The organism is Sphingomonas sp. MM-1 (assembly GCF_000347675.2).
Lineage (GTDB): Bacteria > Pseudomonadota > Alphaproteobacteria > Sphingomonadales > Sphingomonadaceae > Sphingomonas_E > Sphingomonas_E fennica.
In genome coordinates, this window is record NC_020561.1 from 1,588,036 (window position 1) to 1,612,000 (window position 23,965).

Genomic DNA, 23,965 nt, shown 5'->3' on the forward strand with positions numbered 1-23,965 from the left:
AGTACCCGAACCCCTCACTTCAATTCCGTAGCGCCGATGGGCCTTGCGAAGGTGTATCGCAAGGCTCGGCGCTGCCATTCCGTCCAATAAAACCGCGCCAGCGGCCAAGTGCATCGGAAACGCGCGCGGCGGCAGCCGGCGCGACAAGCGCGATATGTACCACATTTTCGCGTCCCAAGGCCATCGACAATATGGCGCGGCTCGCGGGAATTACGAGTCCCCGCGTGTCCGTGCCTTCCATGTCGAGGCCGACTCGCAGCGCCTGATCCAGCTTGCGGGTGCCGTCCGCCGCCGCGTCGCGGGCGTGGAGCAGCAGCGCCACCGTCCCCTTGCGCGCGGCATCGACGATCCGTTCGCTGCCGGTAACGAGGTTGCCGGCCCTGGCCTCCAGCCCCAGGCGATCGAGCGCCGCGCGTTCCAGCGCACGTTCGATCTGGGCGGGAAGATCGTCCGGGATCAGGAAGCTGGCCGTCTTGAAGGCACGCGCCAGCGCGCCCTTCAGCTTGCCCTTGGCGATCGCCGTTTCCAGCGCCACCCGGTCGACCGCGATCCAGGCGCCCCGCCCGCCCGCCTTGGCGCGGACATCGGGGGCGACGGTGCCGTCGGGGCCGAGCGCGAGGCGGATCAGCCCGTCGCGCGGCCCGTGATCGCCCGAAAGGACGCAGCGGCGCTCGGGGCCGTGGCCGGTATCGACCACGTCCTCGCCGCCCGCGTCCGGTGCGGACTCGGCATGCTTCCCGCCCGCCCGCGGCCCGCCCTTCGGCTTCGCGCGGGATGGACGGTGCGTCGGCGCTATCGCGCTAGGATGCTCATTGCTCGCCATCCGCAGCCGCGTCCTCCTGCGCTTCGTCGGCGAACCAGTGGGCACGCGCGGCCATGATGATCTCGTTGCCCTGCTCTTCGGTCAGGTTGTATTCGGCGAGCACGCCGCCCTTGTCCTCGGCGCGCTTGGGCGCATTCTCGTTGCGGCGGCGCGGCTCGGCGCGCTTCTTCTGCACGAGCTCGTCGGTGGCGAGATCGGCCAGGTCGTCGAGCGTCTTGATGCCCGCCTTGCCCAGCGTCACCAGCATGGCTTCGGTGAGGTAGGGCAGATCGGCCAGATCGTCCTCGACGCCGAGCGCGCGGCGCTCGTCGCGATTGGCCTGCTCGCGGCGGTCCAGCGCTTCCTGCGCACGGCTCTGCAGCTCGGCGGCCAGCTCCTCGTCGAAGCCCTCGATCGAGGCGATCTCGTCCGCCTCGACATAGGCCACTTCCTCGAGGCTGCCGAAGCCTTCGGCGACGAGCAGCTGGGCCAGCGTCTCGTCCACGTCCAGCTCGTTCTGGAACATCTCGCTGTTCTGGACGAATTCCTTCTGTCGCTTCTCGCTGGCGTCGGCCTCGGTCAGGATGTCGATCGCCTTGCCGGTCAGCTGGCTGGCGAGGCGGACATTCTGGCCACGGCGGCCGATGGCGAGCGAAAGCTGGTCGTCGGGCACGACCACCTCGATCCGCTCCTCCTCCTCGTCGATGACGACGCGGGCGACCTGCGCGGGCTGCAGCGCGTTGACGACGAAGGTGGCGGTATCGGGCGACCAGGGGATGATGTCGATCTTCTCGCCCTGCATCTCCTGCACGACGGCCTGGACGCGGCTGCCCTTCATGCCGACGCAGGCGCCGACCGGATCGATCGAGCCGTCATGGCTGATGACGCCGATCTTGGCGCGGCTGCCCGGATCGCGGGCGGCGGCCTTGATCTCGATGATGCCGTCGTAGATTTCGGGCACTTCCTGCGCGAACAGCTTCTTCATGAAGTCCGGATGCGCGCGGCTGAGGAAGATCTGCGGCCCGCGATTCTCGCGGCGCACCGACAGGATCAGCGAACGGACGCGATCGCCGACGCGCAGCACCTCGCGCGGGATCTGCTGGTCGCGGCGGATGACGCCTTCGGCGCGGCCGAGATCGACGACGACATGGCCGAACTCGACGCGCTTGACGACGCCGGTGATGATCTCGCCGGCGCGGTCCTTGAACTCGTCATACTGCCGCTCGCGCTCGGCATCGCGGACCTTCTGGAAGATCACCTGCTTGGCGGCCTGCGCGGCGATGCGGCCGAATTCGATCGGCGGCAGCGGATCGACGATGAAGTCGCCCACGGCGGCGCCCGGCTGCAGCTTCTGCGCGTCGGCGACGGAGACCTGCTTGAAATAGTCGTCGACCTGCTCGACCACCTCGACGACGCGCCACAGGCGCATGTCGCCGGAGCGCGGATCGATCTTCGCGCGGATATCGTTTTCGGCGCCGTAACGGGCGCGGGCCGCGCGCTGGATCGCGTCCTCCATCGCCTCGATCACGATTTCGCGATCGATCAGCTTCTCGCGCGCGACGGCGTCGGCGATGGCGAGCAGCTCGGCCCGGTTGGCGGAAATGGCGGTGGCCATGGCTTGGTCCTATCCTTCCTTCGAAATCCTGTCCGCGCCTTCGGTCGAAAGCGGCGCGGTGGCCTTTAACAGTGCATCGGTCAGAATGAGCTTGGCGCTGGCGATCCGGCCGAACGGGATCGCGACTTCGCCGACCCGTTCGGCATACACCTTCACGGTTTCACCTTCGAGTCCGTCGAGGCGCGCGTCGAACTGCTTGCGGCCGTCGAGCGGCGGCGCGACCTTGATCCGCGCATCGAACCCGGCCCAGTCCTCGAAATCCTTGAGGCGGGTGAGCGGCCGATCGATGCCCGGCGAGCTGACCTCCAGCCGATAGGCCTCCTCGATCGGATCGGCGGCGTCGAGCACGTCGGAAATCCGGCGCGACAGGGCCTCGCAATCGGCAAGGTCGAGCTGGCGGGTGTCGGGCCGCTCCGCCATCACCTGCAGCGTCGGATCGGACTTGCCACCGAACATCGCGACGCGCACGAGCGCGAGCCCGAGCGCCTGCGCCTCGGGTTCGATCAGCTTCGTCAATGCGGCGATGTCCGCGTCCGCCATATGCCTCCTTCGTCGAGCATGCGACCCTGGCGCCGGCCCCGGAGCGGAGCCGACCTCGCCAATGTCACCAATGTCGAGAGAGACTGCGATATAGGCGATCGCCCACCGTTCGGCAAGCGGAGTCGGCAATGCCTGCGCGCGCTTGATAATCGGCTGTTTTGCGGCTCTATTCGCCTGCCAAGGTCCGCGAAGGAGGCTGGTTGCCGATGTGGTTACTCGATCGGATGCTCTCCGGCATCGTCAAGCGGGGGGTGCTCCACGTCACCTACGCCGACGGCACTGAAAAGGCCTATGGCACGGCCACGCCCGGCTGGGCGGAGATTCGGATTCGCTTCACCGACAAGGGCGCGCCCAACTTCATCGCCCGCAATCCGCGCCTGGGCGCCGCCGAGGCCTGGATGGACGGCCGCCTCACCGTGGAGGGCGACGATGTCCGCGGCCTCATCGATCTGCTGCGCGGCAATGCGCCGTGGGAGAAAGGCGGCGACAAGCTGAAGGCCAGCTTCTGGCGCGAACAGCTGCAAAGCATCCTCGCGCGGCTCGACCGGATCAACTGGGAACGCCGGTCCCGGCGCAACGTCGCCCATCATTATGACCTGAACGGCCGGCTCTACGACCTCTTCCTCGACAAGGACCGCCAATATAGCTGCGCCTATTTCACCGATCCCGGCAACTCGCTGGAACAGGCGCAGGCCGACAAGAAGGCCCATATCGCCGCCAAGCTGGACCTGAAGCCCGGCCAGAAGGTGCTGGACATAGGCTGCGGCTGGGGCGGCATGGCGCTCTACCTCCATCGCGTCGCCGACGTCGACGTGCTCGGCATCACCCTGTCCGAGGAACAGCTCGCCGTCGCCCGCCGCCGCGCCCAGGAAGCCGGCGTCGCCGATCGGGTGAAGTTCGAGCTGATCGACTATCGCGAGGTGCAGGGCCAGTTCGACCGCATCGTCTCGGTCGGCATGTTCGAGCATGTCGGCCCACCGCATTACCGCACCTTCTTCGACAAGTGCCGCACGCTGCTGGCCGAGGACGGGGTGATGCTGATCCACACGATCGGCCGGATGGGCAAGCCTTCGACCACCGATGCCTTCACCGCCAAATATATCTTCCCCGGCGGCTATATCCCGGCCCTGTCCGAAGTGGTTTCGGCCAGCGAGCGGAGCAAGCTGATCCTCTCCGACCTCGAAACGCTGCGCGTCCATTATGCCTGGACGCTCGACATCTGGTATGATCGCACCGTCGCCGCGCGGGCGGAGATCGAGGCGCTTTACGACGCCCGCTTCTATCGCATGTGGCTGTTCTACCTTGCCGGCGCGGCCGCGGCCTTCCGCCATGGCGGCATGTGCAACTACCAGCTCCAATATATCCGCCGCCGCGATGCCCTGCCCTATACGCGGGACTATATCGCCGAGGCCGAGCGCGAGCTGCGCGCGAAGGCATGACAAAATATTTCCCGGAAGGACGCCCCTTCCGGGAAACATCCGCTTTTGTCAGGACGTTGCGCAACGATCCCGATCCGACCCGGAGCCAGGCCATGCATCGTCCCACATCCTTCATCCTGCCGGCCATCGCCCTGCTGGCCGCCTGCGGCGGCGCGGGCGAGGAAGGCAATGCCGCCGCGCCGGCCACGGCCGCGGCAGCCGACAAGCCCTTCGTCGCCACCGTCGTCGCCGATTTCGATTCGCCCTGGGCGATGACGTTCCTGCCCGACGGCCGGATGCTGGTGACGGAAAAGGCCGGACGGATGCTGCTGGTTTCGGCGGACGGCAAGGCCGCGACCCCGCTGGCGGGCATTCCGGCGGTGGACAGCGAAGGCCAGGGCGCGCTGATGGATGTGGTGCTGCACCCGAAATTCGCCGAGAACCGGCTCGTCTATTTCAGCTTTTCGGAAAAGGGCGAAGGCGGCAAGGGCGTGGCACTGGCACGCGGCACCCTTGCCGAAGGCCCCGCCCCGGCCCTGCGCGACGTGCAGGTGATCTTCCGCGCCAGCCCCTATGTGGAGGGCGACGGCCATTATTCGGGCCGCATCGCCTTCGCCCCCGACGGCCATCTGTTCTTCACCAATGGCGAGAGGCAGAAATTCGATCCCGCCCAGGACCCGAAATCGACGCTGGGCAAGGTGCTCCGCCTGAACGACGACGGCACGCCGGCCAAGGGCAATCCGCTGGCGGCCAGGGGCTTCCACCCAGCGATCTGGAGCTACGGCCACCGCAACCTGCTGGGCCTCGCCTTCGACGCGCAGGGCAATTTATGGGAACAGGAAATGGGCCCGCGCCATGGCGACGAGCTCAACCTGATCCTGCCCGGCCGCAATTACGGCTACCCCATCGTATCCAACGGCGATCATTATGACGGCCGGCCCATCCCCGATCACGATACCCGGCCGGACCTGGAAGCGCCCAAGGTCTATTGGAAGCCGGCCATCTCGCCCGCCGGGCTGATGATCTATTCGGGTGACATGTTCCCCGAATGGAAGGGCAGCGCCTTCATCGGCGCGATGAACATGCCGGGGCTGGTGCGCGTGGCGCTGGACGGCACCAGCGCCGCCAAGGCCGACCAATGGGACATGGACGGCCAGCGCATCCGCGAGGTGGAACAAGGCCCCGACGGCGCGATCTGGCTGCTGGAAGACGGCCTGCGCGGATCGCAGGGCCGCCTGCTCAGGCTGACGCCCCGGCGATAGCGCCGCCCCCTGCCGGGGAGCCAATCACCCGTTGGGCGTGAACCTGGCGACGCAGCTTGCCATCACCCCGGCCGGCGGCCCCAGCTTCACCATCGTCGCCAGCGCTTCCGATCTGAGCGCGACGGCCGCATCGGGCTTGAGGCCGCGCGCGGCGATGCCGGCGCCGATCTTGGCATCCAGCGCGCGGTTCATCGGGGTGAATTCCGCCAGCCTGTCCTTATAGGCGCTGGTCGGGCCGCCCAGCGTCTTGTTGAGGAATGCGCCCAGCGCATAGCAGCCGGTCTCCGCCCGCAGCGCATCCTGCGGCAGATCGATCGGGCCGCCGGCGGGCTCCTGCGTCTGCGGATAGGCGGCCGCGCAGGCAGGGGCCAGATCCTGCCACTTGCCGGCACTGATTCCCGCTTCGAGCTGGGGCATGCGCGCGGCGACGGCGGCGGCGCGCGACTGATCGAAGCTCTTGCCCTCGGCGCCCGCCAGCAGGGCGTAATGCATGATGCCCGCCTGCCGGTCGAAGGGCAGAGCCGCCGCCACGTTGCCGCCACCGGCCGCCCGCGCGCCGAGCGCCGCCACCACGCCGCAGGTGGCGGCGCGATCGATCGGGTCGTCCGGCAAGGTAAGAGCCTTCGGCCCACAGCCGGAAAGCGCCAGGCCCATCAGGACCGGCGCGGCGATAACGACCCGCATTCCATTCTCCTCGTTCAAGCTCCTGCTCGATACACGCGAAACCGGGCCGGGTTCCCCCTCCCCATTGCCAATGCGACGGATCGGGGCTAATGCGCGGCCGTCATCTGGGGAGTAGCCAGCCGCCCGACGGGCGGATTGCCTGCGTCAACATACTCGGTCGAGAGGCCGTGGCGCGGCAGGGGCGGGAAACCGCCCGGGCGAGACCAATGACGTCGCACTTCCGCCTGGCCGGGCGGGAGGTGCGATGTCGTTGGATTCATCGCCGCCCGGCCCGGAGATCGACCGTCCATGGAAGCCCTGCTCACCTCGACCGCGCTGGTCGCGCTTGCCGAGATCGGCGACAAGACCCAGCTGCTGGCGATCGTGCTCGCCACCCGGTTCAAGCGGCCCTGGCCGATTGTGGCCGGCATATTGGTGGCGACGCTGGCCAACCATTTCCTCGCCGCGCTGATCGGCTCCAATGTCGCAGCACTGCTGGACGGCACATGGTTCCGCTATCTCGTCGCCTTCTCCTTCATCGCCATGGCGGCGTGGACGCTGATCCCCGACAAGCTGGACGATGTGGAGACGAAGCCCGCCCGCTTCGGCGCCTTCATGACCACGGTGATCGCCTTCTTCCTGGTCGAGATGGGAGACAAGACCCAGATCGCCACCGTCGCACTGGGCGCCCGCTTCCACGATGTGATCGCGGTCACGGCGGGCACCACGCTGGGGATGATGATCGCCAACGTGCCCGCCGTCTTCCTGGGCAACGAACTGGTCAAGCGGGTGCCGATGCGCGTCGTCCACGCCATCGCGGCGCTCCTGTTCCTGGCGATCGGCCTGTGGCTCGTCGCGCAGACGGCCGGCTGGCTGTAACGCCGGCCCCGCCTCCAGGGCGCTGAGACGCCCTGGAAAGGCTCAGGCGCCGGACGGGCCTAACCGGGGTTCAATCGGCGACGAAACCGGGCGGGGGCACCCGGACGATGAAATGCCCCTTCACCCCTTCCGGCCATTCCCGTAAGGGCACCCTTCCCTCCTCGCTCGCGGCGTGGCGGACGGCGTAGTCGAGAATCGCGCGGGCCGCGTCCCCGGTCGGTGCGAACCGCCCGAGGACATAGCCGGTGCGGCCCGGCGCGCGGATATGGACGGTGCAATGCTCGCTACAGGCGAACAGGCACGGCATTTCCTGGATAGCGATATGCGCCGTATCCGGATCGGTGGCCTGCACCGCGCGCAGCGCCTCCGCCAGCCGCGCGCCGCCGCGAACCCCCTCCCCATCCTCGCGGGATGCGGCGGAGTGGCGGCAGCTATTGCAGACGACCACGGCGGGTCCGTCGGCGACGCGCGTCAGCATCTCATCCCTCCCGATCAGAACCGCGCGCGGACGCCGCCATAGACGCTGCGCCCCAGCGTGCCGTAGCGGTAGACGGTCTGATAATCCTCGTCGAACAGGTTCTCGATCCGGCCGAACAGGCGCACGCCGCCGCCCAGATCATATTCCGCCCGCAGGTCCACCAGCGTGTAATCGTCCAGCCGGCGGTTGTTGCCGGCATCGTCATAGCTCTTGCCCGCCCAGCGGACGGCAGCGCCCGTGGTCAGCCCGAACGGCCATTGGTAGCTGATCGATCCGTTGGCGGCGTTGCGGGGCCGGCGCGACAGCCATTTTCCGGTGTCCCGGTTCTCCGCATCGATCCAGCTGTAATTGCCGTCCACCAGCAGGCGATCGGAAAGCTTCAGCGACGCCGTCGCCTCGATCCCGCGCGAACGGGTGCGGGCGATGTTGAGATAATAGCCGAAGCGCGCGTCGCCCGCCGGCGTCAGGCAGAGCGGATCGATCTCGTCGGGATCGGTGGGCGCCGGAAAGGGGCAGCTGTAGAAATCGATCTGGTCCTTCGTCCGCCGATCGAACCAGGTGGCGCCCAGGGTCAGCGCGTCGCCGAACAGATGCTGCTCGATGCCGGCCTCCCAGCCCCTGGCGCGTTCCGGCGAGAGGGTGGTGTTCCCATATTCCGAATAGAGCTGGTAGAGCGTCGGCGCCTTGAATCCTTCGGCATAGCTCGCCCGCAGCACCGTGCCGGTGGGCAGCGACCAGGCGGCGCCGCCGGCGAACTGGGTCTTGCCGCCATAGGTCTTGTGGTCGTCGTGCCGCACGCCGCCATTGACGGTCAGGCCCGGCAGCACCTCGCCGGTAAGCTGGGCATAGAGGCTGGTGATGCCGGCATGGCCGCGCACCGGATCGGGCACCGGAATGGCGAGCGAGGCCGCCGGCGACACGGTGCGGAAGCGCGAGCGTTCATTCTCGACCCCGAACAGCGCCGTCCACGTGTCGGTGATCGCGAAACTGCCCTGATATTCGAAGCGACGGTTGCGCCCGGCCGCGTCGAAGGTCTGCTGGCGCTGGCGAGTGGGATCGTAATTGTCGCGATCCGTGTCGGTATAGCCGAAGGCGAAGCGGTTGCGGAACCGGCCGTCCAGCAGCGCGACGTTCAGGCCGGCATAGCCCACGAATTCGCGGTTGATGCCATATTCCGCCGTATCCCCGGCAAAGCCGTCTATCTCCGTCCGCCCACGCGAATAATAGCCGCGAACGTCGGCGCTGACGCCGTCGGCGATCTCCAGCTCGGCCCGGCCGGTGAGGCTGCGGTTGCTGTAGCCGTCCCGCTCGCCCCCGCCCTGATCGGCGCGGATGGCGGAAATGCCGTCCGTGGTGAAGACGTTGCCGCCGATCCGCCAGGCCAGCGGCCCGGTGCGGCCGCCAAGGCCGGCGCGGGCGTTCACGGTGTCGCGCGATCCCGCCTCGACATCGAAGCTCGCCTCCAGATCCTTTTCCGGCATGGCGGTGACGACGTTGACGACGCCGCCAATGGCCTGGCTGCCCCACAGGATCGACTGCGGCCCGCGCAGCACCTCGATCCGCTGGGCATCGCCGACCAGCAGGTTGGCGAAATTATAGCCGCCGCTGGTGGAGGACGGATCGTTGAGCTTGACGCCGTCGATCACCACCACCGTCTGCTCCGCCTCGGCGCCGCGGATGCGGACGGAGGTGACGGTGCCGTAACCGCCGTTGCGCGAAACGGTGACGCCGGGCGTCCGCCACAGAAGCTCGGTGACGCCGATATCCTGGGCGCGGTCGATCGCCGCCTTGTCCAGCACCGTGACGGAGGAGGCCAGCCGATCGATGGCGATGGGCGCGCGGGTGGCGGTGACGATGATCGCGCCGCCATCATAATCCGGCGGCGTCGCCGCATCGGGCACGGGCGCCACCTGCACCTCGGCAAAGGCCGGCGCGGACAGGAGGAAACTTGTAAGAAGAACAGATCTCAACATCGAACATATCCCCAAAAGGCGGACATGCCGCGCCGTTCGGGGAGACAGGATGATCGACCTCGCCCCCCGCGCGAACGCGGCCACGATGTCGTCGCGCGGGGCAAACCCGTCCGCTCGGCGCACCCTGGCCGGACGAAGGACGACCGCGACGGGCAGGTCTCCTGGCTCGCGGGTCAGCGCCGGTCCGGGCCGCCTTCTCGGGACGGGACGTCCCAATGGCATATGGCCCGATGGCTCACCGCTTACAGTTGCAGGGGCAGCCGGGGTATTCCACCCCGTTCCCTTTTCATCCCCGTCGCCGGGGAACCTGTCGCGACGGGGGCGATAGTCCGGCCGGGCCGGGCCGGTCAACCATGATGGCTGATCGGCACCACCAGCCGGCGCCCTTCCACCTCGCCGATCCAGGCGCGGACGCCGTAGACGTCGGCCAGCCGATCGGCCGTCAGCACCCGATCGGGCGGGCCATCCGCCACCAGCCGGCCGTGATGCAGCAGCAGCAGCCGATCGCAATGGCCGGCGGCGAGCGAAAGATCATGGAGCACGGCCACCACCAGCGCGCCGGCATCGGCCTGGCGGCGCAGCAGCGCCATCACCTCGAGCTGGTGGCCGGGATCGAGCGCGGCCAGCGGCTCGTCCGCGATCAGCGCGGGCGCCTCCACCGCCAGCGCGCGGGCCAGCAGCACCCGCGCGCGCTCGCCACCGGAAAGCTCGGTCGCCACCCGGCCGCGCAGGTGCCCGATATCCGCCTGCTCGATCGCCCGGTCGATCGCGGCGACATCCGCCTCGCCGATCCGCGACAGCGGCGCCAGATGCGGCAGCCGACCGAGCGCCACCAGCCGTTCCACGGTGAGCGGCCAGTGCAGCGTCTGCCCCTGCGGCAGATAGGCGATGCGACGCGCAAGGGCCGCGCGGGGCAGGCGCGCCACCGGCTGCCCATCCACCCGCACGCCGCCGCCGGATAGCGGCACGAGGCCGAGCAAGGCCCGCACCAGCGTGGACTTGCCGGCGCCGTTGGGGCCGATCACGCCGATCAGCCTGCCCGGCGCCAGATCGGCATCGACATTCGCCAGCACGGCGCGGCGGCCCAGCGCCACGCCCAGACTTTCCGCCCGGATCGTCACCATAGCCGGCGCTCCCGCATCAGATGGACAAGGAAGATCGGCACGCCCAGGAAGGCGGTGACGACGCCCAGCTTGAGTTCCGCCGTGGTGGGGATGATGCGGACGGCGACATCCGCCAGGGTGAGCAGCGCCGCCCCCGCCAGCACCGACGGCAGCAGGATCGCCGAGGGCGACCGATCGGTGAGCGGGCGGACGAGATGGGGCACGATCAGCCCGACGAAGCCGATCGACCCCGATATCGCCACCGCGCCGCCGACGCCGATCGCCACGCCCAGCAGCAGGCGCAGCCGGGTGCGGCGGAGATCGATGCCGAGCGAGGTCGCGCCATCCTCCCCCAAGGTCAGCGCGTCCAGCGCGCGGCCGTCCCACAGCAGCAGGAGCAAGCCGATGGCGATGCAGGGCAGCGCGATCCAGACATGTTCGAACGATCGATCCTCCAGCGATCCCATCAGCCAGGTCATGATCTCCATCGCCGCGAAGGGGTTGGGCGAAAGGTTGAGCGAAAGGCTGGTGCCGGCGACCGCCAGCGTGCTGACGGCGATGCCGGCGAGGATCAGCGTCAGCGGGCTTTCCGATCGGCCGGAAAGCAGGCCGAGCAGGCCGAGGCCGGCAAAGGCGCCGGCGATGGCGAGCAGCGGCAGCAGCAGCGGATGCCAGTTGGCGAGGCCGAAATAGAGCGCGATCACCGCGCCCAGCGCCGCGGTGCTGGAAACGCCCAGCACCGAAGGCTCCGCCAGCGGGTTGCGCAGATAGCCCTGCAGCGTGGCGCCGCTGACGCCGAGCATCGCGCCGACGCCCAAGCCGAGCAGCGCGCGGGGCAGGCGGAGATCGACCAGGATGGTGCGTGCGACGTCATCGCCCGCGCCGCCCAGCACCGCCGCCATCCGCGCCCAGCCGAGCGAGACCGATCCCACCGCGAGCGATGCGAGGCCGGCCGCGAGAACGAGCAGGCCGAGCCCACCGAGCAGAAGCAGCCGGTTCATGCCCACATCCCCAAATCCGATGCTCCATCCCATGGATCGCCGCTTGTGCCCCGGCCGGCAACTTGCCATGCCGGCGCGCGATGAAAGCGATCGTCCTTCGCCTCGCGGCCATGTCCGCCGCCTGCCTGCCGATGACGGCCGGCGCCGCAAGCGGACCGCCGCAGCGGATCGTTTCGCTCAACCTCTGCGCCGATCAATATCTGATGGCGCTGGCCGATCCGGGGCAGATCGCCGCGCTTTCCGCCTTCGCCCGCGATCCGGCGATGTCGGCCGGCGCGGCGCTGGCCGCCCGGCTGCCGGTGGCGCGCGGCAATGCCGAAGACGTGCTTTCGCGCAAGCCCGACCTGATCCTCGCCAGCCCCTATCGCCGGCGCGAGCTGCTGGCCGCGATCAAGGGCGGGGAGCGGATCACCGTCAACCTGCCGCCGGCCGAAAGCTATGCCGATATCCTGGCCCAGATCCGGCTGGTGGCGGCCGCCGTGGGACATCCAGATCGCGGCGAGGCGCTGATCCGGCGGATGGAGGCCGATCTGGCGATCATCCCCGCGAACGGGCACGGCCAGGTCGCCGCTTATTACCAGCGGCGCGGCTACATGACCGGCACGGGCACGCTGATCGACGACCTGATGGCGCGGGTGGGGCTGGTCAATCTGGCCGGCAAGCTGGGCAAGGGCCCGCTGGCGCGGGTTTCGCTGGAGGAGATGGTGGCGGCCGCGCCCGATTATCTGATCGTCGAAAGCGCGACCGGCACCGTCGCCGACCAGGGCACCGAGATGCTGCACCATCCGGCGCTCAGCCGCATTGCGCGCATCGCCCTGCCCCAGGCATGGACGGTGTGCGGCGGCCCCGCTTATGTGACGGCGGCGCGCAGCCTGGCCGAGCAGGTCGGCCGCATCCGCGGCGCACGGCAGCTCAGCGCGCAACGACGTTGACCCGCCAGTCCTGCCGGCCCTGCCAGCCCCGCCGTTCAAGCTCGGGCACGTCGGAGGCCGCCAGCGGATAGCCGATGCAGAGCAGGGCGATCATCCGCCAGCGATCGGGCAGGTCGAGCATGGCGCGGACCGCCGCCGGATCGACGATCGATACCCAGCCGAGGCCGATGCCCCGCGTCCGCGCCGCGAGCCACAGCGTGTGGATCGCCATCACCGTGGAATAAGCCAGCGCCTCCGGCATGGTGGCGATGCCGAGGCCGTGCCCGGCCTCCGGCCCGTCATCCGAGAAGACCGCCAGCACGCCGGGCGCCTCGCGCAGGCCGTGGAGCTTGAGCGAGCGATAGAGATCCAGCCGGGCGGCATCGGCAACAAGCGCCGCCTCCGCCCGCCGCGCTTCCGCATCGGCATGGTCCGCCAGGGCCGCGCGCAGCGCGGTCGAATCGACGGTGACGAAGCGCCAAGGCTGGGCATTGCCGACCGAGGGCGCAAGCTGCGCGAGCGCCAGCAGCTCATCGAGCAGGCCGGGTGGCAGCGGATCGGGCCGGAAATGGCGCACGTCGCGCCGCCAGGCCAGAAGCTGGCCCAGCCCGTGCCGGAACCCTTCATCGAAATGCGGCCCGTCCGCGCCGCCCGCCGTCCCGTCCAAATGCTCCCTCCCGCCCAAACGACCGCGACGGCATCGCCCGCCGCCCCACGTCGCCCAGACGGAGCACCGCGCCACGGCCAGTCCCTGGGCCGGGGCAAGAGCGACATCACGCCGGCAGGTCTCCTGGCTCGCGGGTCAGGGCCGGGCGGGCCGCCTTCTCGGGGAGGATATCCCCAATGGCATGTGGCCCACGGGCTCGCCGCTTACAGTTGCAGGGTCAGCCGCGGAATGAGGCGGAAAACCCGCCCGCACCGCATTCCCTTTCGAAGCCCCCGAAGGGGCACCGGCGCGTGTGCCCTGCGCCTTATCCTGTTCGCCGGCTTTCGCCAATCACATCTCGACGCGGCTCACAGCTCCACGATCGAACGGAAGCCGCCGAAGATCATCCGCCGGGGATCGAAGGGCGCCTGATTCATCTGGCCCTTCAGCCGGGGATCGGCCATCACCTTGGCGTTGATCGCATCCCGCGCCTCGCGGGACGGATAGGTGATCCACGAGAATATGGTGGTCTCGCCCTCCTTCTGCTGCACGGCGCGGGGGAAGGAGGTCAGCTCGCCATAAGGCACGTCGTCCGCCACGCATTCGACATAGGCGATCGCGCCATGCTCCTTCCACACCTCCCCGGCGCGGACGGCCATCTCGCGATATTCGTCGATCTTCTCGACCGGCACGGCAAGCACATATCCATCGACATAGGGCATCACGGCATCCTCTCCATGGCCGCCGCAGCGAAGGACGGCGGCGCGCATCTTCCGGCATGGGCAAGGCAACGGCCGGGCGGAGCCGGCGGTTCCCGGCGGGCGGGACGGATGCTATGCTGCGCGGGTGGCGGGAAGCGGCCGGTGCCGCTAGGGCTTCCCGCTTCAAGGACAAGGTGGAACGACATGAGCGGCGACGAAGACTATATCTATGACGAGGCGACGGGCGAATGGATCAGCCCGGCGGAAGCGGCGGCCCGCCCGACCGCGGCCGATGGCGGCGTCGAGGTGCGCGACGCGGTGGGCAATGTGCTGGCGGACGGCGACCAGGTGACGCTGATCAAGGACCTGAAGGTGAAGGGCGCGAACCAGACGCTGAAGCGCGGGACGCTCATCAAGTCGATCCGGCTGACCGGCGACCCGCAGGAGATCGATTGCCGCCACGACGGCATCAAGGGCCTGGTGCTGCGCGCGGAGTTCGTGAAGAAGCGCTGAGGCATAGCCGCGACAGGGAGATCGATATGGCCGGAACCAATCGCGGGGCATTCCACCATATCGACCTGTGCGTGAGCGATATCGAGGCATCGATCCGCGTCTATGGCCCGGTGCTGGAATATATGGGCTACCGCCGGGTATCCGGCGGCAGCGGCGCGGAATGGGACCTGCCGGCCGAGGGACGCGGCGCGTCGCTGGGGCTCATCCCCTGCGATCCGGCGCTGAAGGACCATGGCTATCGCCGCTATGCGCCCGGCGTGCAGCATATCGCCTGGCGGGCGGAAAGCCGCGAGGATGTGGACCGGCTCCACGCCCTGCTGGTGGAGCAGGGGATCAAGGTGCTCGATCCGCCGGCGCATTATCCCCAATATTCGGGCGATTATTATGCCCTGTTCTTCGAGGACCTGGACGGCATCAAGCTGGAATATGCCCATACGCCGGGCTGGCTCTGAGCATCAGAACAGGCTGAGCTGCGGCCCCGGATCGGCCCTGAGCGGCCAGCGGCCCAATATGCGATGGCGGGTGAGGCCGACGAGGCTGTGGACCAGCACCAGCTCGCGCGCCACCCAGCGATAGCCCTCGACCGCCTCGGTGAAGGGGGCGCCGATGCGGTAGAAGAGGGTGAGGTGCGGGCTGAAGCCATAGCCTTCGCGCGGCATCACGCCCGCCCTCCGCAGCCCGGCATCGATCTGGCGGTGGAGATCGCCAAGCGCCCGGTTGCGCTTGCCCGGCCGCAACGCCACCGATCGGTTGCTGCCGACCACCCGATCGAGATCGATCGCGACCGGCGCCGCCCGGATCGCCTCCCCCACCGCCGCCAGCGGCTGTTCGAGCCATTCGGGATAGCTGGCATGATCGTCGAGGATCGCCATCGTCATGTGCAGATGCTCCATCCGCACCCGATGATGATCGCCGCCGCGCCGGAGCGCTTCCTGATCGATCCTGTAGGCCTGCACCACCGGCGGCAGCAGGGCATAGAAGAAGCGGTGGCGGACCGGATCGACGGACCCGGCCGGACTGGCGACGGACATGGCACGCACCCGAATCGAACATCATGGATGTTCATGATATGTTCTCAACCGCGATTGTCCAGCCCGGCGGGATCGGGCGGATCCGTCCATCCGCCCGATCCCGTCGCGCCTCGGCTCAGGGCGTGCCGGTCCCGCCGGTGGCGGCCTCCAGCTCGGCGGCGTTGGTGACCTGGGCGATCCCGGCCTTGCCGAGGATGATGACCCAGCGGCCGCCATCTTCGCAGGTGGCGACCCAGCTCGGCGCATCCTTGATCGGCGCGATCGCGGTGGATTCGCGCACCTGCTGGCAGGGGCGGCCGGCATCATGGATGGCGCGGTAGAATACGGCGTTGCGCTCATTCTCCGTCATGCCATGCAGCCGCTCCGCATAGTCGCCTTCGGGAACGACGATGTTGGTGGTGGCCTTCTCCTCCTGTTTCGGGCCGCAGGCCACCAGCGGCAAGGCAAGCAAGGCAACGGCGATAATCGGCCTGACCATCCTGAACCCTCCTCTGTCGCGGGGCGCCGACGAACCAGGCCCCGGTTCCACCAGCGTAACGATGCTGGGGCCAAGTGGTTGCGCCCGCCCCGCCGCACGCCGCCGCGCGGACGGCCTTGATGCCGGTGCCCGGCCCGTTCCGAAAAACAGGGTTAACAAATCGTTAGGATCGTCACGCTGGAGTCACGGGCGGCCGCTAACCCTCGGCGGAATTCGTGGTGGGGCCATGAGTTCCGCATTGGGAGACAGACATGAAGACGATCGTATCTACGCTCGGGCTGCTGACCGCTCTTGCCTCGGGAGGCGCCGCACAGGCCGCGGCCGTGGTGCAGACCTATAATTTCCAGGGCCTCCTGAACGACAATTCGAAGACGGTGACGGGCAGCTTCACCCTCCTCCAGGACGCCGACACCCAGACCGCTTCGCTGGAAAGCATCGCCTTCACCATCGGATCGACCGTCTACACGACCGCGACCGCCTTCCTGTCGCCGAACAACGCCAAGGGCAGCCCAGACGCCTTCATCCTGTGGGGCAACGTCAACAATCCGTTCGGGCAAGGCGTGCAGGGCACGACCGAGGATTTCTACCTGACGTTCAACCCCTTCACGCTCAAGACCTGGGATCTGGCTTATTCCGAGGCGGGCGTAGCCGTGAAGCATTCGACCGGCGCCAACCTGACGCTGGCGATCCCCGCCGCGGTTCCTGAACCCGCCAGCTGGGCGATGATGATCGCGGGCTTCGGCCTGACGGGCGCGGCGATGCGCCGCCGCCCGCGCACCTCCGTTTCCTTCGCCTGAGATATCGGTTGGCCCGCGCCGCCATTGCGGTGGCGCGGGCCTCCATCAGGACAGGCGCTCTTCCGCCCCGAACTGGATCGCCTGGATCCCGCCATCCTCCAGCCGCAGGGCCGTCAGCACGCCGGTCTGGTAGGCGCCGGTATCGATGCCGATGCGGTGGGGGCCGATATCCGGGCGCGCGTCCGCCCAGCTATGGCCGTGGACGATGATCTTTTCATGCGGGCCGGCGGCGTCGAGAAAATCGCGGCGGATCCAGAGGAGGTCGTCCTCGTCCTGCCGGTCGAGCGCAATGCCGGGGCGGATGCCGGCATGGACGAAGGCGTAATCGCCGAGGCTGACGATCAGCTCGAGCCGCTGGAGCAGGCGGAGATGGCCGGCGGGCATCCGATCCAGAAGCTCGTTACGCGCGCGGCGGAAATCCTGCGGGCCGAGATCGGCGGCGGGCGGCGCCACGCCATAGGAGGCGAGCGTCGCCACCCCGCCAAATTCCAGCCAGCCCTCGCCATCCTCCGGCATTTCCAGGAAATCGAGCAGCGCCTGTTCGTGATTGCCCTTGAGCAGATGAAGCTCGAACCCTGCGCGCCGATCCAGCCAGCAGAGCGCGTCGAGCACCTCGGCGGATTGCGGGCCGCGATCGATATAGTCGCCGCAGAAGATGAGGATCGGCCGGCGCCCCGCGCCGCGACCAGCGATGTCCTCCATGACGCGGCCGAGCAAGCCGCAAAGCTGATCGTAGCAGCCATGGACGTCGCCGATCGCATAGACCAGCCCGCCCTCGACACTGCCCGGCCGGACCGGCGCGGCGGAAGGCGGAGGGGCCAAGGCCATCGTTCAGCGCCCCATGCGGGCCTGATCGCTGAGAGAGGCGAGTTCTTCGGCGAGCGCCCGATAGCTGCCGATCAGGTAGCGCGGCTCGTCCGACGATCGATTGCGGAGCCGCGCCCAGCGCTTGCGATAGGAGATGAGGGTCGAACGTTCCACGCCGGTGCGGATGGCATCGGCATAGGCATCGCGCAGGCCCCGGTCCGCCGCCAGCACGGCGGGACGGAGGCACCATGCCTCGCGATTCTCATTCATCCCCTCGCAGCGCTGGCAGACGCTATATGGGGCACAGGCAATCAATAACGCTGTTGATTATTGCGACCCCATCACTCTAAATTGCACGTTTACACAGGCTTGGCCGTTTGCTCGCGGCAGCAGTGATGTTTCCGGCGATGCCCTCGGAAACAATTTTTCTTTCACTTACACCTCAGGTCGTATCTCCGGAGTGCGTCGGCCTGGCGCAACGAATGACACTATCACGATCGCTTATGACGCAAATGGTCGCGTATCCACTGTCACAAATGAAGGAGTTGCCTGGACCTATACCTATTTGGATGCGAGCGGTATCCGGACGACGCAGCGTAGCGGGCCGCTGTCGGCTCAGCGCACCGTGACGTCAGACATTGCAACGAGCCGGGTGATTAGCGATACCGATGCTCTGAACAGAACGACCAGCTATCAGCGCGACAGTTTTGGCCGGGTAACACGAGTGACCGCGCCGGAGGGAAACTATACCCAATTTACCTATGACGCTCGCGGCAATGTCACCCAAACGCGGTCGGTAGGTAAATCCGGTTCGGGTCTCGCGGATATCGTGAAAAGCGCTGTTTATCCGGCGACCTGCGGCAACGCGATCACCTGCAACAAGCCGACGTCAACGACCGATGCGCGCGGCAAGGTCACCGATTACACCTATGATGCCACCCACGGCGGGGTGCTGACGGTGACCGCTCCGGCAGCCCCCAACGGGGTGCGACCGCAGTCGCGTTATAGCTACACCCCGATGCAGGCATATTACAAGAACAGTGCCGGATCGCTTGTCGCTTCCGGCGGCACCGGCATTCTGAACACTTATGTGCTGACGTCGACTTCAACATGCAAGACAACCGCCAGTTGTGCTGGTGGCGCTGATGAAGTCAAGACGACGCTTGGCTATGGCGCGCAGGTGGCGGGGACTGCCAATAATCTGCTGCCGGTGACGACATCGAGCGGCTCCGGCGATGGCGCACTAACCGCTACGGCCTCGGTAACCTATGATAGTATCGCCAATACCCTAACCGTGGACGGCGCTCTTTCCGGAACGGCGGACACCATTCGCTATCGTTATGACGCCGCGCGCCGAGTCGTAGGGACGGTGAGCCCCGACCCCGATGGTGCGGGTGCGCTGAAGCACCGGGCTACGCGCTACACCTATCGACCAGACGGCCTCGTCTCGCAGGTCGAGAGCGGCACGGTCGCCAGCCAGTCGGATGCCGATTGGGCTGCGATGGCCGTGCTCGACAAGGCGCAGATCAGTTACGACGTCAATGGCCGCAAGGTGAAGGAGGAGCTTTACGGCGGCGTAACCCTCGAGGCCGTGACTCAGACGAGCTATGATGCGCTCGGCCGGGTGGACTGCGTGGCGCAGCGCATGAACAAGGCGGTGTTCGGCTCGTTGCCCGCCTCGACCTGCACGCTGGGGACAGCCGGAGCCGATGGCCCGGATCGGATTGCAAAGACGATCTATGATGCCGCGAGCCAGGTGACCAAGGTGCAGACGGCCTACGGCACGTCGCTGCAGCGCGACGAGGTGACCAACACTTGGTCCAACAATGGCAAGCTGCTGACCGTGGCTGACGCCAAGGGCAACAAGACCACCTACGAATATGATGGGTTCGACCGGCTGTCGAAGACGCGCTTCCCTTCGCCGACGACGCCTGGGACGAGCTCGACCACCGATTATGAGCAGTTGGGCTATGACGCCGGGTCGAACATCACCAGCCGGCGGCTGCGCGACGGCACCAGCATCGCGTTCAGCTATGACAATCTGAGCCGGGCAACCTCCAAGGATCTGCCCGGCACCGAGCTCGATGTCAGCTATGCCTATGACAATCTCGGCCGCGTTACGACTGCCACCGATACCGCCAGCAATTTTGTCGGCGCGGCCTATGATGCGCTGGGGCGGATGACCGCGCAGTCGAGCGCGCTCGGCGTGTTCGGCATGGCCTATGACCTTGCCGGTCGCCGCACGAAGCTCACCTATCCCGACAATTTCTACGTTAATTATGATTATCTCGTCACCGGCGAGATGACCGCGGTCCGCGAAAGTGGCGCGACCTCGGGTGCTGGGCTGCTCGCGACCTTCGCTTATGATGATCGCGGGCGGCGGACGAGCCTGACCCGTGGTAACGGCACCGTCACCTCATATGGCTATGACAATGCCTCGCGGCTCAGCCAGCTGACCCAGAACCTCACCGGGACAGCGTCGGACTTCACCCAGACATTTACCTATAATGTTGGCGGGCAGTTGACGCGTCAGGATCGGTCGAACGACCTCTACAGCTGGACGCAGCACGTCAATCTGAACCGGTCCTACACGGTGAACGGACTCAACCAATATTCTGCCATCACCGGGGTCGCGCCGGCGCCGGCCTATGACGCGCGCGGCAACCTCACCAATGGCGGTACAGGCACCTATGCCTATAGCTCGGAAAATTATCTGATCTCGGGCCCCGGCGTCACATTGAGCTATGACCCTTCCGGCCGCCTGCTGCAAACAGCCGGAAGCGTAACGAAGCGGTTCGCCTATGACGGTGCCAATCTCGCCGCCGAATATAGCAGCACGGGTGTGCTCCAGCAGCGTTACGTCCATGGCTCTGATGTCGACGAGCCGCTCGTGTGGTATGAAGGTTCCGGCACGACCGACCGGCGCTGGCTCCACGCCGACGAACGCGGCTCGGTCATCGCAGTGAGCGACAGTGCGGGCAACACGATCGCGATCAACGCCTATGACGAATATGGCATCCCGCAATCGACCAATCTCGGCCGGTTCCAGTACGCCGGCCAGACATGGCTGCCCGAGCTTGGCCTCTATTATTACAAGGCCCGTATCTACTCGCCCACCTTCGGCCGGTTCCTGCAGACCGATCCCATCGGCTACAACGCAGGTATGAACATTTACGCTTATGCCAATTCCGATCCGGTCAATTTAGTCGATGACAGCGGAAATAGCCCGACGAACGGAGTAAATTTATACGATATACTCAATTCCCTTATTAGAAACGACAACAGATCCCGCAGGTTCGGCGTCGAGTACGCTCAGAAATTGACCTATTGGCCATCTATGGGATTCACTTACTACTCGTCATATTTTAGAGGAGAAAGAAATCAAGCAAATGTTCCAAGCTGCTCCTATTGCAATGTTATCACTCACTCGCATTACACAGATTTTAACGTTGCAGGTAACGAAAATCTCTCTCCTGATGACATTAATTTATCCGAGTCAATAGGAAAGCCCATATGGGGAATTATGCCGAACTCGACAGTCAAGGCATATGATCCATCCAGCGACATGCTATACACTCTTGTAAAGATAGATTCTTCAGGAAATTCTTTGGGCGCCTTCAGTTTTGGAGATCTAAAAGGCGATATAATTACAAAAGTTACGGAGCTAAAAGATGGAACATTTAAAGTATCGTACCAAACACGCAACGGAGGCATGGGTCAAATTCGTGTCGGACTAGAAGGAAGCCAGTGTTCCAAATCTAAAGATGGAGGAACAGTATGCAAAAAATGATCAAAATGCCTAAATTTTTATTTTTATCATTTTTTGTATTTGTATCTATCTTCTTAATAGTTATCTTGTTTTTATCATCAGAACTTCTAAAAGATCCGTGCTACGCGCTTTCCCTTGATAAAAAAGATGGGATTTTATATAATGTACTACCCGCAAATTACTGCATCCCTTCATCTAGTTTAACGATCTACGGGTCGTTGCACGAAGATAATGGCAATATGCAGTTTACTGGATCGCCAAGAAACTCTTCTGAGAAAATAAGTGCTATTTTGAACATTTCGGAGCAAGCTGCTTTTGATGGCATGAAAGGCACCATGGTTCCATGCATCAAAAACAAAAACAGCCATATCGTATTCGAAAATATTTCTGTGTCAGGCCGCCTAATTAAGCCAGATTCACAAAGCATTTATAGAAAGAATATAATTTTAGCTGAAAGAATTATGTGCCTAAATCATGAATGACGCGAGCAACGTTCCCACAGGCCACCAGTTCCGGTCGGCCGCTCGTGTGGGAACGACTGTTAGCGGACTCCTCTTACTCTGTGGATGCATCGTCCTTCGCGCTTCGCTGGATGGCCGCGAGAGCTGTCCGTCGGACGGTCGTTGAGCGGCCAGGCGGAATCTGTCCGTAAACTCTGGACCTTTGATGGCGCTTCGGACAAGATCGTATCTTGATGGGAAAACGGACACTCGGGAGCCACCGATGGCGCTGATCGGCTATGCCCGCGTCTCGACCGCCGATCAGAAATTGTCATTGCAGCAGGATGCGCTTGCCCATGCCGGCTGCGAGCGGATCTTCGATGATCAGGCGTCGGGCGCCAAGGCCGATCGGCCGGGCCTCGCCGAGGCGCTCGCTTATCTGCGTTCCGGCGACACGTTGGTGGTGTGGAAGCTCGATCGGCTCGGCCGCTCGATGCGCCACCTGATCGACGCCGTCGACGCACTGGCGGCGCGCGGCATCGGCTTCCGGTCGCTCACCGAACATATCGACACCACGACGCCGGGCGGAATGCTGGTGTTCAACATCTTTGGCGCGCTCGCCCAGTTCGAGCGCGACCTGATCCGTGAACGCACCCAGGCCGGCCTCAGCGCGGCGCGCGAACGCGGCAGCCGGGGCGGGCGGCGCCCGGTCGTCACGCCGGACAAGTTACGCAAGGCGCGCCAGCATATCGCCGCCGGGCTCACCGTGCGGGAGGCGGCGGCCCGGCTCAGGATCGGCAAGACCGCGCTCTACAAAGCGCTGGAGAGCGACCGAAACGATATGGCGTGACGCGCGGGATCGGCTAACATCGCACCATGGCCATCACCACTTTCCCCAGTCGCGCGTTGAGCCGCCATATCGGGCAGGTCAAACGGGCGGCGCGGAACGGCCCGGTCTTCATCACCGAGCGCAGGCGCGTGGCTTATGTCCTCCTCAGCATCGAGGACTATCAGCGGTTGCTCAGTGACGGTGAAGGCGAAGCGGCGGCCGACGGCGCCTCGCCCTAGCTCGCGAACCACCTGCCTCGGAGAAAGCAGCCGGTTCCTCCCCAGGCTTGTTCGCCTGCCTGTTGCGGAATAGCCCCACGATTTCCCCGGATCGAACCATCTTGAACCAAGGGCCGCCAAGGCTATGTTAACGCGGTCATTTCGAGTTGGCGGATTGCCGGCGCCCGAGACGGCCAAAAAGAAAAGGCCCACCTTTCGGCGGGCCTAGATATCCTTAGACGATGAGGGGGGGCGTGAGCCCGCATTCTCAAAGCCGATGGCGCTTTATATAGGCCCATTGACGATCTCGTCAATGGGCTGCCGACAGGAACCGAACTTGCCTTTCACCCAGGACGAGCTCCACGAGCTACCCACTGTCATCTCGGCGCCCCGCTTTGCCACCTATCTCCAGGCCATGGGCAACTACCGGGAAAAGGCTCTCGAACTCTACGAATGGAATCTCGCCCTCTCATCGGCGCTGATCGTGCCCTTGCAGGTATGCGAGATCGCTATCCGCAATGGCATCGCCGAGGGGATCGAACTGGTCCACGGGGCCACATGGCCATGGAGCAACGGATTGATCCGCAGTCTTCCCCGGCCGAAGAAAAGGTTCCATTATATCCCTGCCGACGACCTTAAGGCCTGCGCTGCCCGGCTCCCCACAACGGGCAAGATCATCGCCGAATTAAAGTTCGCATTCTGGGAGAACATCTTCACCGTCGGGCAGGAGACACGAATCTGGAACAAGCATTTCCGCACATGCTTTCCCGGCGCGCCAGCGCAACAGACGATCAGCCAATGCCGCATCACCGCGTACAACGACCTTCGCGGGATCCGACACCTGCGAAACCGGATCGCCCATCACGAGCCCGTATTCACACGCAACATCGCCGATGACTATCAGCGCATCCATGACATGATCGCATGGCGCAACCCCGTCGCAGCTGCGTGGATGGATGGGAAGCAGACTGTGCTGGGCCTGTTGGGGCAAAGGCCACAGCCGTAACACCCCCATGGTCAAGGCACCGGAGGCATTAGCGGCTTCATTCCCGGAAAAACAAAACCCCCACCAGTTTCCCGGTGAGGGTCTC

General features: G+C 65.8%; 26 protein-coding genes and 2 riboswitches. Of the genes, 12 read left to right on the top strand and 14 right to left on the bottom strand.

Annotated elements, in window-relative coordinates; all coding sequences use genetic code 11:
- Positions 1–19: 19 nt before the first annotated feature.
- The 3 genes from G432_RS07710 to rimP are packed head-to-tail and all read right to left on the bottom strand — an operon-like array spanning position 20 to position 2,957.
- Positions 20–823: a DUF448 domain-containing protein gene (locus tag G432_RS07710; RefSeq protein WP_015458264.1), complete on the bottom strand. Its 804-nt coding sequence runs from the start codon at positions 821–823 to the stop codon at positions 20–22.
- Entirely contained in the window at positions 810–2,417 is a 1,608-nt protein-coding gene (gene nusA, locus G432_RS07715) for a transcription termination factor NusA (RefSeq protein WP_015458265.1), read from the bottom strand. The genes G432_RS07710 and nusA overlap by 14 nt, the downstream gene beginning before the upstream one ends.
- 9 nt (positions 2,418–2,426) lie before the next feature.
- Positions 2,427–2,957 carry a ribosome maturation protein RimP gene (rimP, locus tag G432_RS07720; protein WP_015458266.1) on the bottom strand — a complete coding sequence of 177 codons (531 nt, stop codon included), beginning with the start codon at positions 2,955–2,957 and terminating at the stop codon, positions 2,427–2,429.
- A gap of 206 nt (positions 2,958–3,163) precedes the next feature.
- On the opposite strand from rimP, the gene G432_RS07725 reads away from it, so the two are divergent.
- Together G432_RS07725 and G432_RS07730 are read left to right on the top strand one after the other, a co-directional pair.
- The gene (locus G432_RS07725; protein ID WP_015458267.1) at positions 3,164–4,396 is read left to right on the top strand and encodes an SAM-dependent methyltransferase; all 1,233 of its coding nucleotides are present in this window, start codon (positions 3,164–3,166) and stop codon (positions 4,394–4,396) included.
- Positions 4,397–4,488: 92 nt separating this feature from the next.
- Positions 4,489–5,637, top strand: a complete 1,149-nt coding sequence (locus tag G432_RS07730) for a PQQ-dependent sugar dehydrogenase (protein ID WP_015458268.1) — start codon at positions 4,489–4,491, stop codon at positions 5,635–5,637.
- A gap of 24 nt (positions 5,638–5,661) precedes the next feature.
- Here the strand turns inward: G432_RS07730 and G432_RS07735 are convergent, their stop codons facing one another.
- On the bottom strand, positions 5,662–6,321 hold the full coding sequence (locus G432_RS07735; RefSeq protein ID WP_015458269.1) for a hypothetical protein: 660 nt from the start codon (positions 6,319–6,321) through the stop codon (positions 5,662–5,664).
- 288 nt (positions 6,322–6,609) lie between these two features.
- Between G432_RS07735 and G432_RS07740 the strand changes: the two genes are divergently transcribed.
- A complete protein-coding gene (locus G432_RS07740) occupies positions 6,610–7,179 on the top strand; it encodes a TMEM165/GDT1 family protein (RefSeq protein ID WP_015458270.1) in 570 nt (189 codons plus the stop codon).
- A 70-nt stretch (positions 7,180–7,249) separates the two neighbouring features.
- Here G432_RS07740 and G432_RS07745 read toward each other — a convergent pair whose 3' ends face one another.
- From G432_RS07745 to G432_RS07760, 4 genes are all read right to left on the bottom strand, one after another.
- Positions 7,250–7,657, bottom strand: coding sequence for a DUF1636 domain-containing protein (locus G432_RS07745; RefSeq protein WP_015458271.1), 408 nt, complete (start codon positions 7,655–7,657; stop codon positions 7,250–7,252).
- A 14-nt stretch (positions 7,658–7,671) separates the two neighbouring features.
- Positions 7,672–9,630 carry a TonB-dependent receptor plug domain-containing protein gene (locus G432_RS07750; protein ID WP_015458272.1) on the bottom strand — a complete coding sequence of 653 codons (1,959 nt, stop codon included), beginning with the start codon at positions 9,628–9,630 and terminating at the stop codon, positions 7,672–7,674.
- A 134-nt stretch (positions 9,631–9,764) separates the two neighbouring features.
- A riboswitch (cobalamin riboswitch) is annotated at positions 9,765–9,956 on the bottom strand.
- 21 nt (positions 9,957–9,977) lie between these two features.
- Positions 9,978–10,754: an ABC transporter ATP-binding protein gene (locus G432_RS07755; RefSeq protein WP_015458273.1), complete on the bottom strand. Its 777-nt coding sequence runs from the start codon at positions 10,752–10,754 to the stop codon at positions 9,978–9,980.
- Entirely contained in the window at positions 10,748–11,734 is a 987-nt protein-coding gene (locus G432_RS07760; RefSeq protein WP_015458274.1) for a FecCD family ABC transporter permease, read from the bottom strand. The genes G432_RS07755 and G432_RS07760 overlap by 7 nt, the downstream gene beginning before the upstream one ends.
- 80 nt (positions 11,735–11,814) lie before the next feature.
- On the opposite strand from G432_RS07760, the gene G432_RS07765 reads away from it, so the two are divergent.
- On the top strand, positions 11,815–12,666 hold the full coding sequence (locus G432_RS07765) for an ABC transporter substrate-binding protein (protein ID WP_015458275.1): 852 nt from the start codon (positions 11,815–11,817) through the stop codon (positions 12,664–12,666).
- Here the strand turns inward: G432_RS07765 and bluB are convergent.
- Positions 12,647–13,312, bottom strand: coding sequence for a 5,6-dimethylbenzimidazole synthase (gene bluB / locus G432_RS07770; RefSeq protein WP_015458276.1), 666 nt, complete (start codon positions 13,310–13,312; stop codon positions 12,647–12,649). The genes G432_RS07765 and bluB overlap by 20 nt on opposite strands.
- A 96-nt stretch (positions 13,313–13,408) precedes the next feature.
- Positions 13,409–13,614: riboswitch (cobalamin riboswitch) on the bottom strand.
- Between the two features lie 45 nt (positions 13,615–13,659).
- Positions 13,660–14,013 carry a DUF1428 domain-containing protein gene (locus tag G432_RS07775; protein ID WP_015458277.1) on the bottom strand — a complete coding sequence of 118 codons (354 nt, stop codon included), beginning with the start codon at positions 14,011–14,013 and terminating at the stop codon, positions 13,660–13,662.
- Between the two features lie 183 nt (positions 14,014–14,196).
- Here G432_RS07775 and G432_RS07780 point away from each other — a divergent pair, with 183 nt between their 5' ends.
- Both G432_RS07780 and G432_RS07785 read left to right on the top strand, forming a co-directional pair.
- The gene (locus G432_RS07780; RefSeq protein ID WP_015458278.1) at positions 14,197–14,505 is read left to right on the top strand and encodes an alkylphosphonate utilization protein; all 309 of its coding nucleotides are present in this window, start codon (positions 14,197–14,199) and stop codon (positions 14,503–14,505) included.
- 26 nt (positions 14,506–14,531) lie between these two features.
- On the top strand, positions 14,532–14,957 hold the full coding sequence (locus G432_RS07785) for a VOC family protein (protein ID WP_015458279.1): 426 nt from the start codon (positions 14,532–14,534) through the stop codon (positions 14,955–14,957).
- Positions 14,958–14,960: 3 nt separating this feature from the next.
- Here G432_RS07785 and G432_RS07790 read toward each other — a convergent pair whose 3' ends face one another.
- Complete coding sequence (locus tag G432_RS07790) at positions 14,961–15,536, bottom strand: 2'-5' RNA ligase family protein (RefSeq protein ID WP_015458280.1); 576 nt, start codon at positions 15,534–15,536, stop codon at positions 14,961–14,963.
- Between the two features lie 115 nt (positions 15,537–15,651).
- Positions 15,652–16,014, bottom strand: coding sequence for a hypothetical protein (locus G432_RS07795; protein ID WP_015458281.1), 363 nt, complete (start codon positions 16,012–16,014; stop codon positions 15,652–15,654).
- A 251-nt stretch (positions 16,015–16,265) separates the two neighbouring features.
- Between G432_RS07795 and G432_RS07800 the strand changes: the two genes are divergently transcribed.
- Positions 16,266–16,811 carry a PEPxxWA-CTERM sorting domain-containing protein gene (locus G432_RS07800; protein ID WP_015458282.1) on the top strand — a complete coding sequence of 182 codons (546 nt, stop codon included), beginning with the start codon at positions 16,266–16,268 and terminating at the stop codon, positions 16,809–16,811.
- A gap of 45 nt (positions 16,812–16,856) precedes the next feature.
- Here the strand turns inward: G432_RS07800 and G432_RS07805 are convergent, their stop codons facing one another.
- Both G432_RS07805 and G432_RS07810 read right to left on the bottom strand, forming a co-directional pair.
- A complete protein-coding gene (locus G432_RS07805; protein ID WP_041864840.1) occupies positions 16,857–17,639 on the bottom strand; it encodes a metallophosphoesterase family protein in 783 nt (260 codons plus the stop codon).
- Positions 17,640–17,642: 3 nt separating this feature from the next.
- Positions 17,643–17,888, bottom strand: a complete 246-nt coding sequence (locus tag G432_RS07810) for a hypothetical protein (RefSeq protein ID WP_015458284.1) — start codon at positions 17,886–17,888, stop codon at positions 17,643–17,645.
- A 355-nt stretch (positions 17,889–18,243) separates the two neighbouring features.
- Between G432_RS07810 and G432_RS07815 the strand changes: the two genes are divergently transcribed.
- From G432_RS07815 to G432_RS07830, 5 genes are all read left to right on the top strand, one after another.
- Positions 18,244–21,408 carry an RHS repeat-associated core domain-containing protein gene (locus G432_RS07815; RefSeq protein ID WP_187294040.1) on the top strand — a complete coding sequence of 1,055 codons (3,165 nt, stop codon included), beginning with the start codon at positions 18,244–18,246 and terminating at the stop codon, positions 21,406–21,408.
- Complete coding sequence (locus G432_RS23195) at positions 21,396–21,869, top strand: hypothetical protein (RefSeq protein WP_144062009.1); 474 nt, start codon at positions 21,396–21,398, stop codon at positions 21,867–21,869. Before G432_RS07815 ends, G432_RS23195 begins: the two co-directional genes overlap by 13 nt.
- 241 nt (positions 21,870–22,110) lie before the next feature.
- Positions 22,111–22,677 (top strand): recombinase family protein, encoded by a 567-nt coding sequence (locus G432_RS07820; protein ID WP_015458286.1) that lies wholly within the window; start codon positions 22,111–22,113, stop codon positions 22,675–22,677.
- A gap of 26 nt (positions 22,678–22,703) precedes the next feature.
- Positions 22,704–22,895, top strand: a complete 192-nt coding sequence (locus tag G432_RS22500) for a type II toxin-antitoxin system Phd/YefM family antitoxin (protein WP_015458287.1) — start codon at positions 22,704–22,706, stop codon at positions 22,893–22,895.
- Positions 22,896–23,211: 316 nt separating this feature from the next.
- A complete protein-coding gene (locus G432_RS07830; RefSeq protein ID WP_144062010.1) occupies positions 23,212–23,880 on the top strand; it encodes a hypothetical protein in 669 nt (222 codons plus the stop codon).
- The last annotated feature ends 85 nt before the right edge of the window (positions 23,881–23,965 follow it).

Bases quoted from the DNA above. Each gene is read 5' to 3' on its own strand.
- G432_RS07710 (WP_015458264.1), bottom strand. From the start codon at position 823: ATGGCGAGCAATGAGCATCCTAGCGCGATAGCGCCGACGCACCGTCCA.
- nusA (WP_015458265.1), bottom strand. From the start codon at position 2,417: ATGGCCACCGCCATTTCCGCCAACCGGGCCGAGCTGCTCGCCATCGCC.
- rimP (WP_015458266.1), bottom strand. From the start codon at position 2,957: ATGGCGGACGCGGACATCGCCGCATTGACGAAGCTGATCGAACCCGAG.
- G432_RS07725 (WP_015458267.1), top strand. From the start codon at position 3,164: ATGTGGTTACTCGATCGGATGCTCTCCGGCATCGTCAAGCGGGGGGTG.
- G432_RS07730 (WP_015458268.1), top strand. From the start codon at position 4,489: ATGCATCGTCCCACATCCTTCATCCTGCCGGCCATCGCCCTGCTGGCC.
- G432_RS07735 (WP_015458269.1), bottom strand. From the start codon at position 6,321: ATGCGGGTCGTTATCGCCGCGCCGGTCCTGATGGGCCTGGCGCTTTCC.
- G432_RS07740 (WP_015458270.1), top strand. From the start codon at position 6,610: ATGGAAGCCCTGCTCACCTCGACCGCGCTGGTCGCGCTTGCCGAGATC.
- G432_RS07745 (WP_015458271.1), bottom strand. From the start codon at position 7,657: ATGCTGACGCGCGTCGCCGACGGACCCGCCGTGGTCGTCTGCAATAGC.
- G432_RS07750 (WP_015458272.1), bottom strand. From the start codon at position 9,630: ATGTTGAGATCTGTTCTTCTTACAAGTTTCCTCCTGTCCGCGCCGGCC.
- G432_RS07755 (WP_015458273.1), bottom strand. From the start codon at position 10,754: ATGGTGACGATCCGGGCGGAAAGTCTGGGCGTGGCGCTGGGCCGCCGC.
- G432_RS07760 (WP_015458274.1), bottom strand. From the start codon at position 11,734: ATGAACCGGCTGCTTCTGCTCGGTGGGCTCGGCCTGCTCGTTCTCGCG.
- G432_RS07765 (WP_015458275.1), top strand. From the start codon at position 11,815: ATGAAAGCGATCGTCCTTCGCCTCGCGGCCATGTCCGCCGCCTGCCTG.
- G432_RS07775 (WP_015458277.1), bottom strand. From the start codon at position 14,013: ATGCCCTATGTCGATGGATATGTGCTTGCCGTGCCGGTCGAGAAGATC.
- G432_RS07780 (WP_015458278.1), top strand. From the start codon at position 14,197: ATGAGCGGCGACGAAGACTATATCTATGACGAGGCGACGGGCGAATGG.
- G432_RS07785 (WP_015458279.1), top strand. From the start codon at position 14,532: ATGGCCGGAACCAATCGCGGGGCATTCCACCATATCGACCTGTGCGTG.
- G432_RS07790 (WP_015458280.1), bottom strand. From the start codon at position 15,536: ATGTCCGTCGCCAGTCCGGCCGGGTCCGTCGATCCGGTCCGCCACCGC.
- G432_RS07795 (WP_015458281.1), bottom strand. From the start codon at position 16,014: ATGGTCAGGCCGATTATCGCCGTTGCCTTGCTTGCCTTGCCGCTGGTG.
- G432_RS07800 (WP_015458282.1), top strand. From the start codon at position 16,266: ATGAAGACGATCGTATCTACGCTCGGGCTGCTGACCGCTCTTGCCTCG.
- G432_RS07805 (WP_041864840.1), bottom strand. From the start codon at position 17,639: ATGGCCTTGGCCCCTCCGCCTTCCGCCGCGCCGGTCCGGCCGGGCAGT.
- G432_RS07810 (WP_015458284.1), bottom strand. From the start codon at position 17,888: ATGAATGAGAATCGCGAGGCATGGTGCCTCCGTCCCGCCGTGCTGGCG.
- G432_RS23195 (WP_144062009.1), top strand. From the start codon at position 21,396: ATGCAAAAAATGATCAAAATGCCTAAATTTTTATTTTTATCATTTTTT.
- G432_RS07820 (WP_015458286.1), top strand. From the start codon at position 22,111: ATGGCGCTGATCGGCTATGCCCGCGTCTCGACCGCCGATCAGAAATTG.
- G432_RS22500 (WP_015458287.1), top strand. From the start codon at position 22,704: ATGGCCATCACCACTTTCCCCAGTCGCGCGTTGAGCCGCCATATCGGG.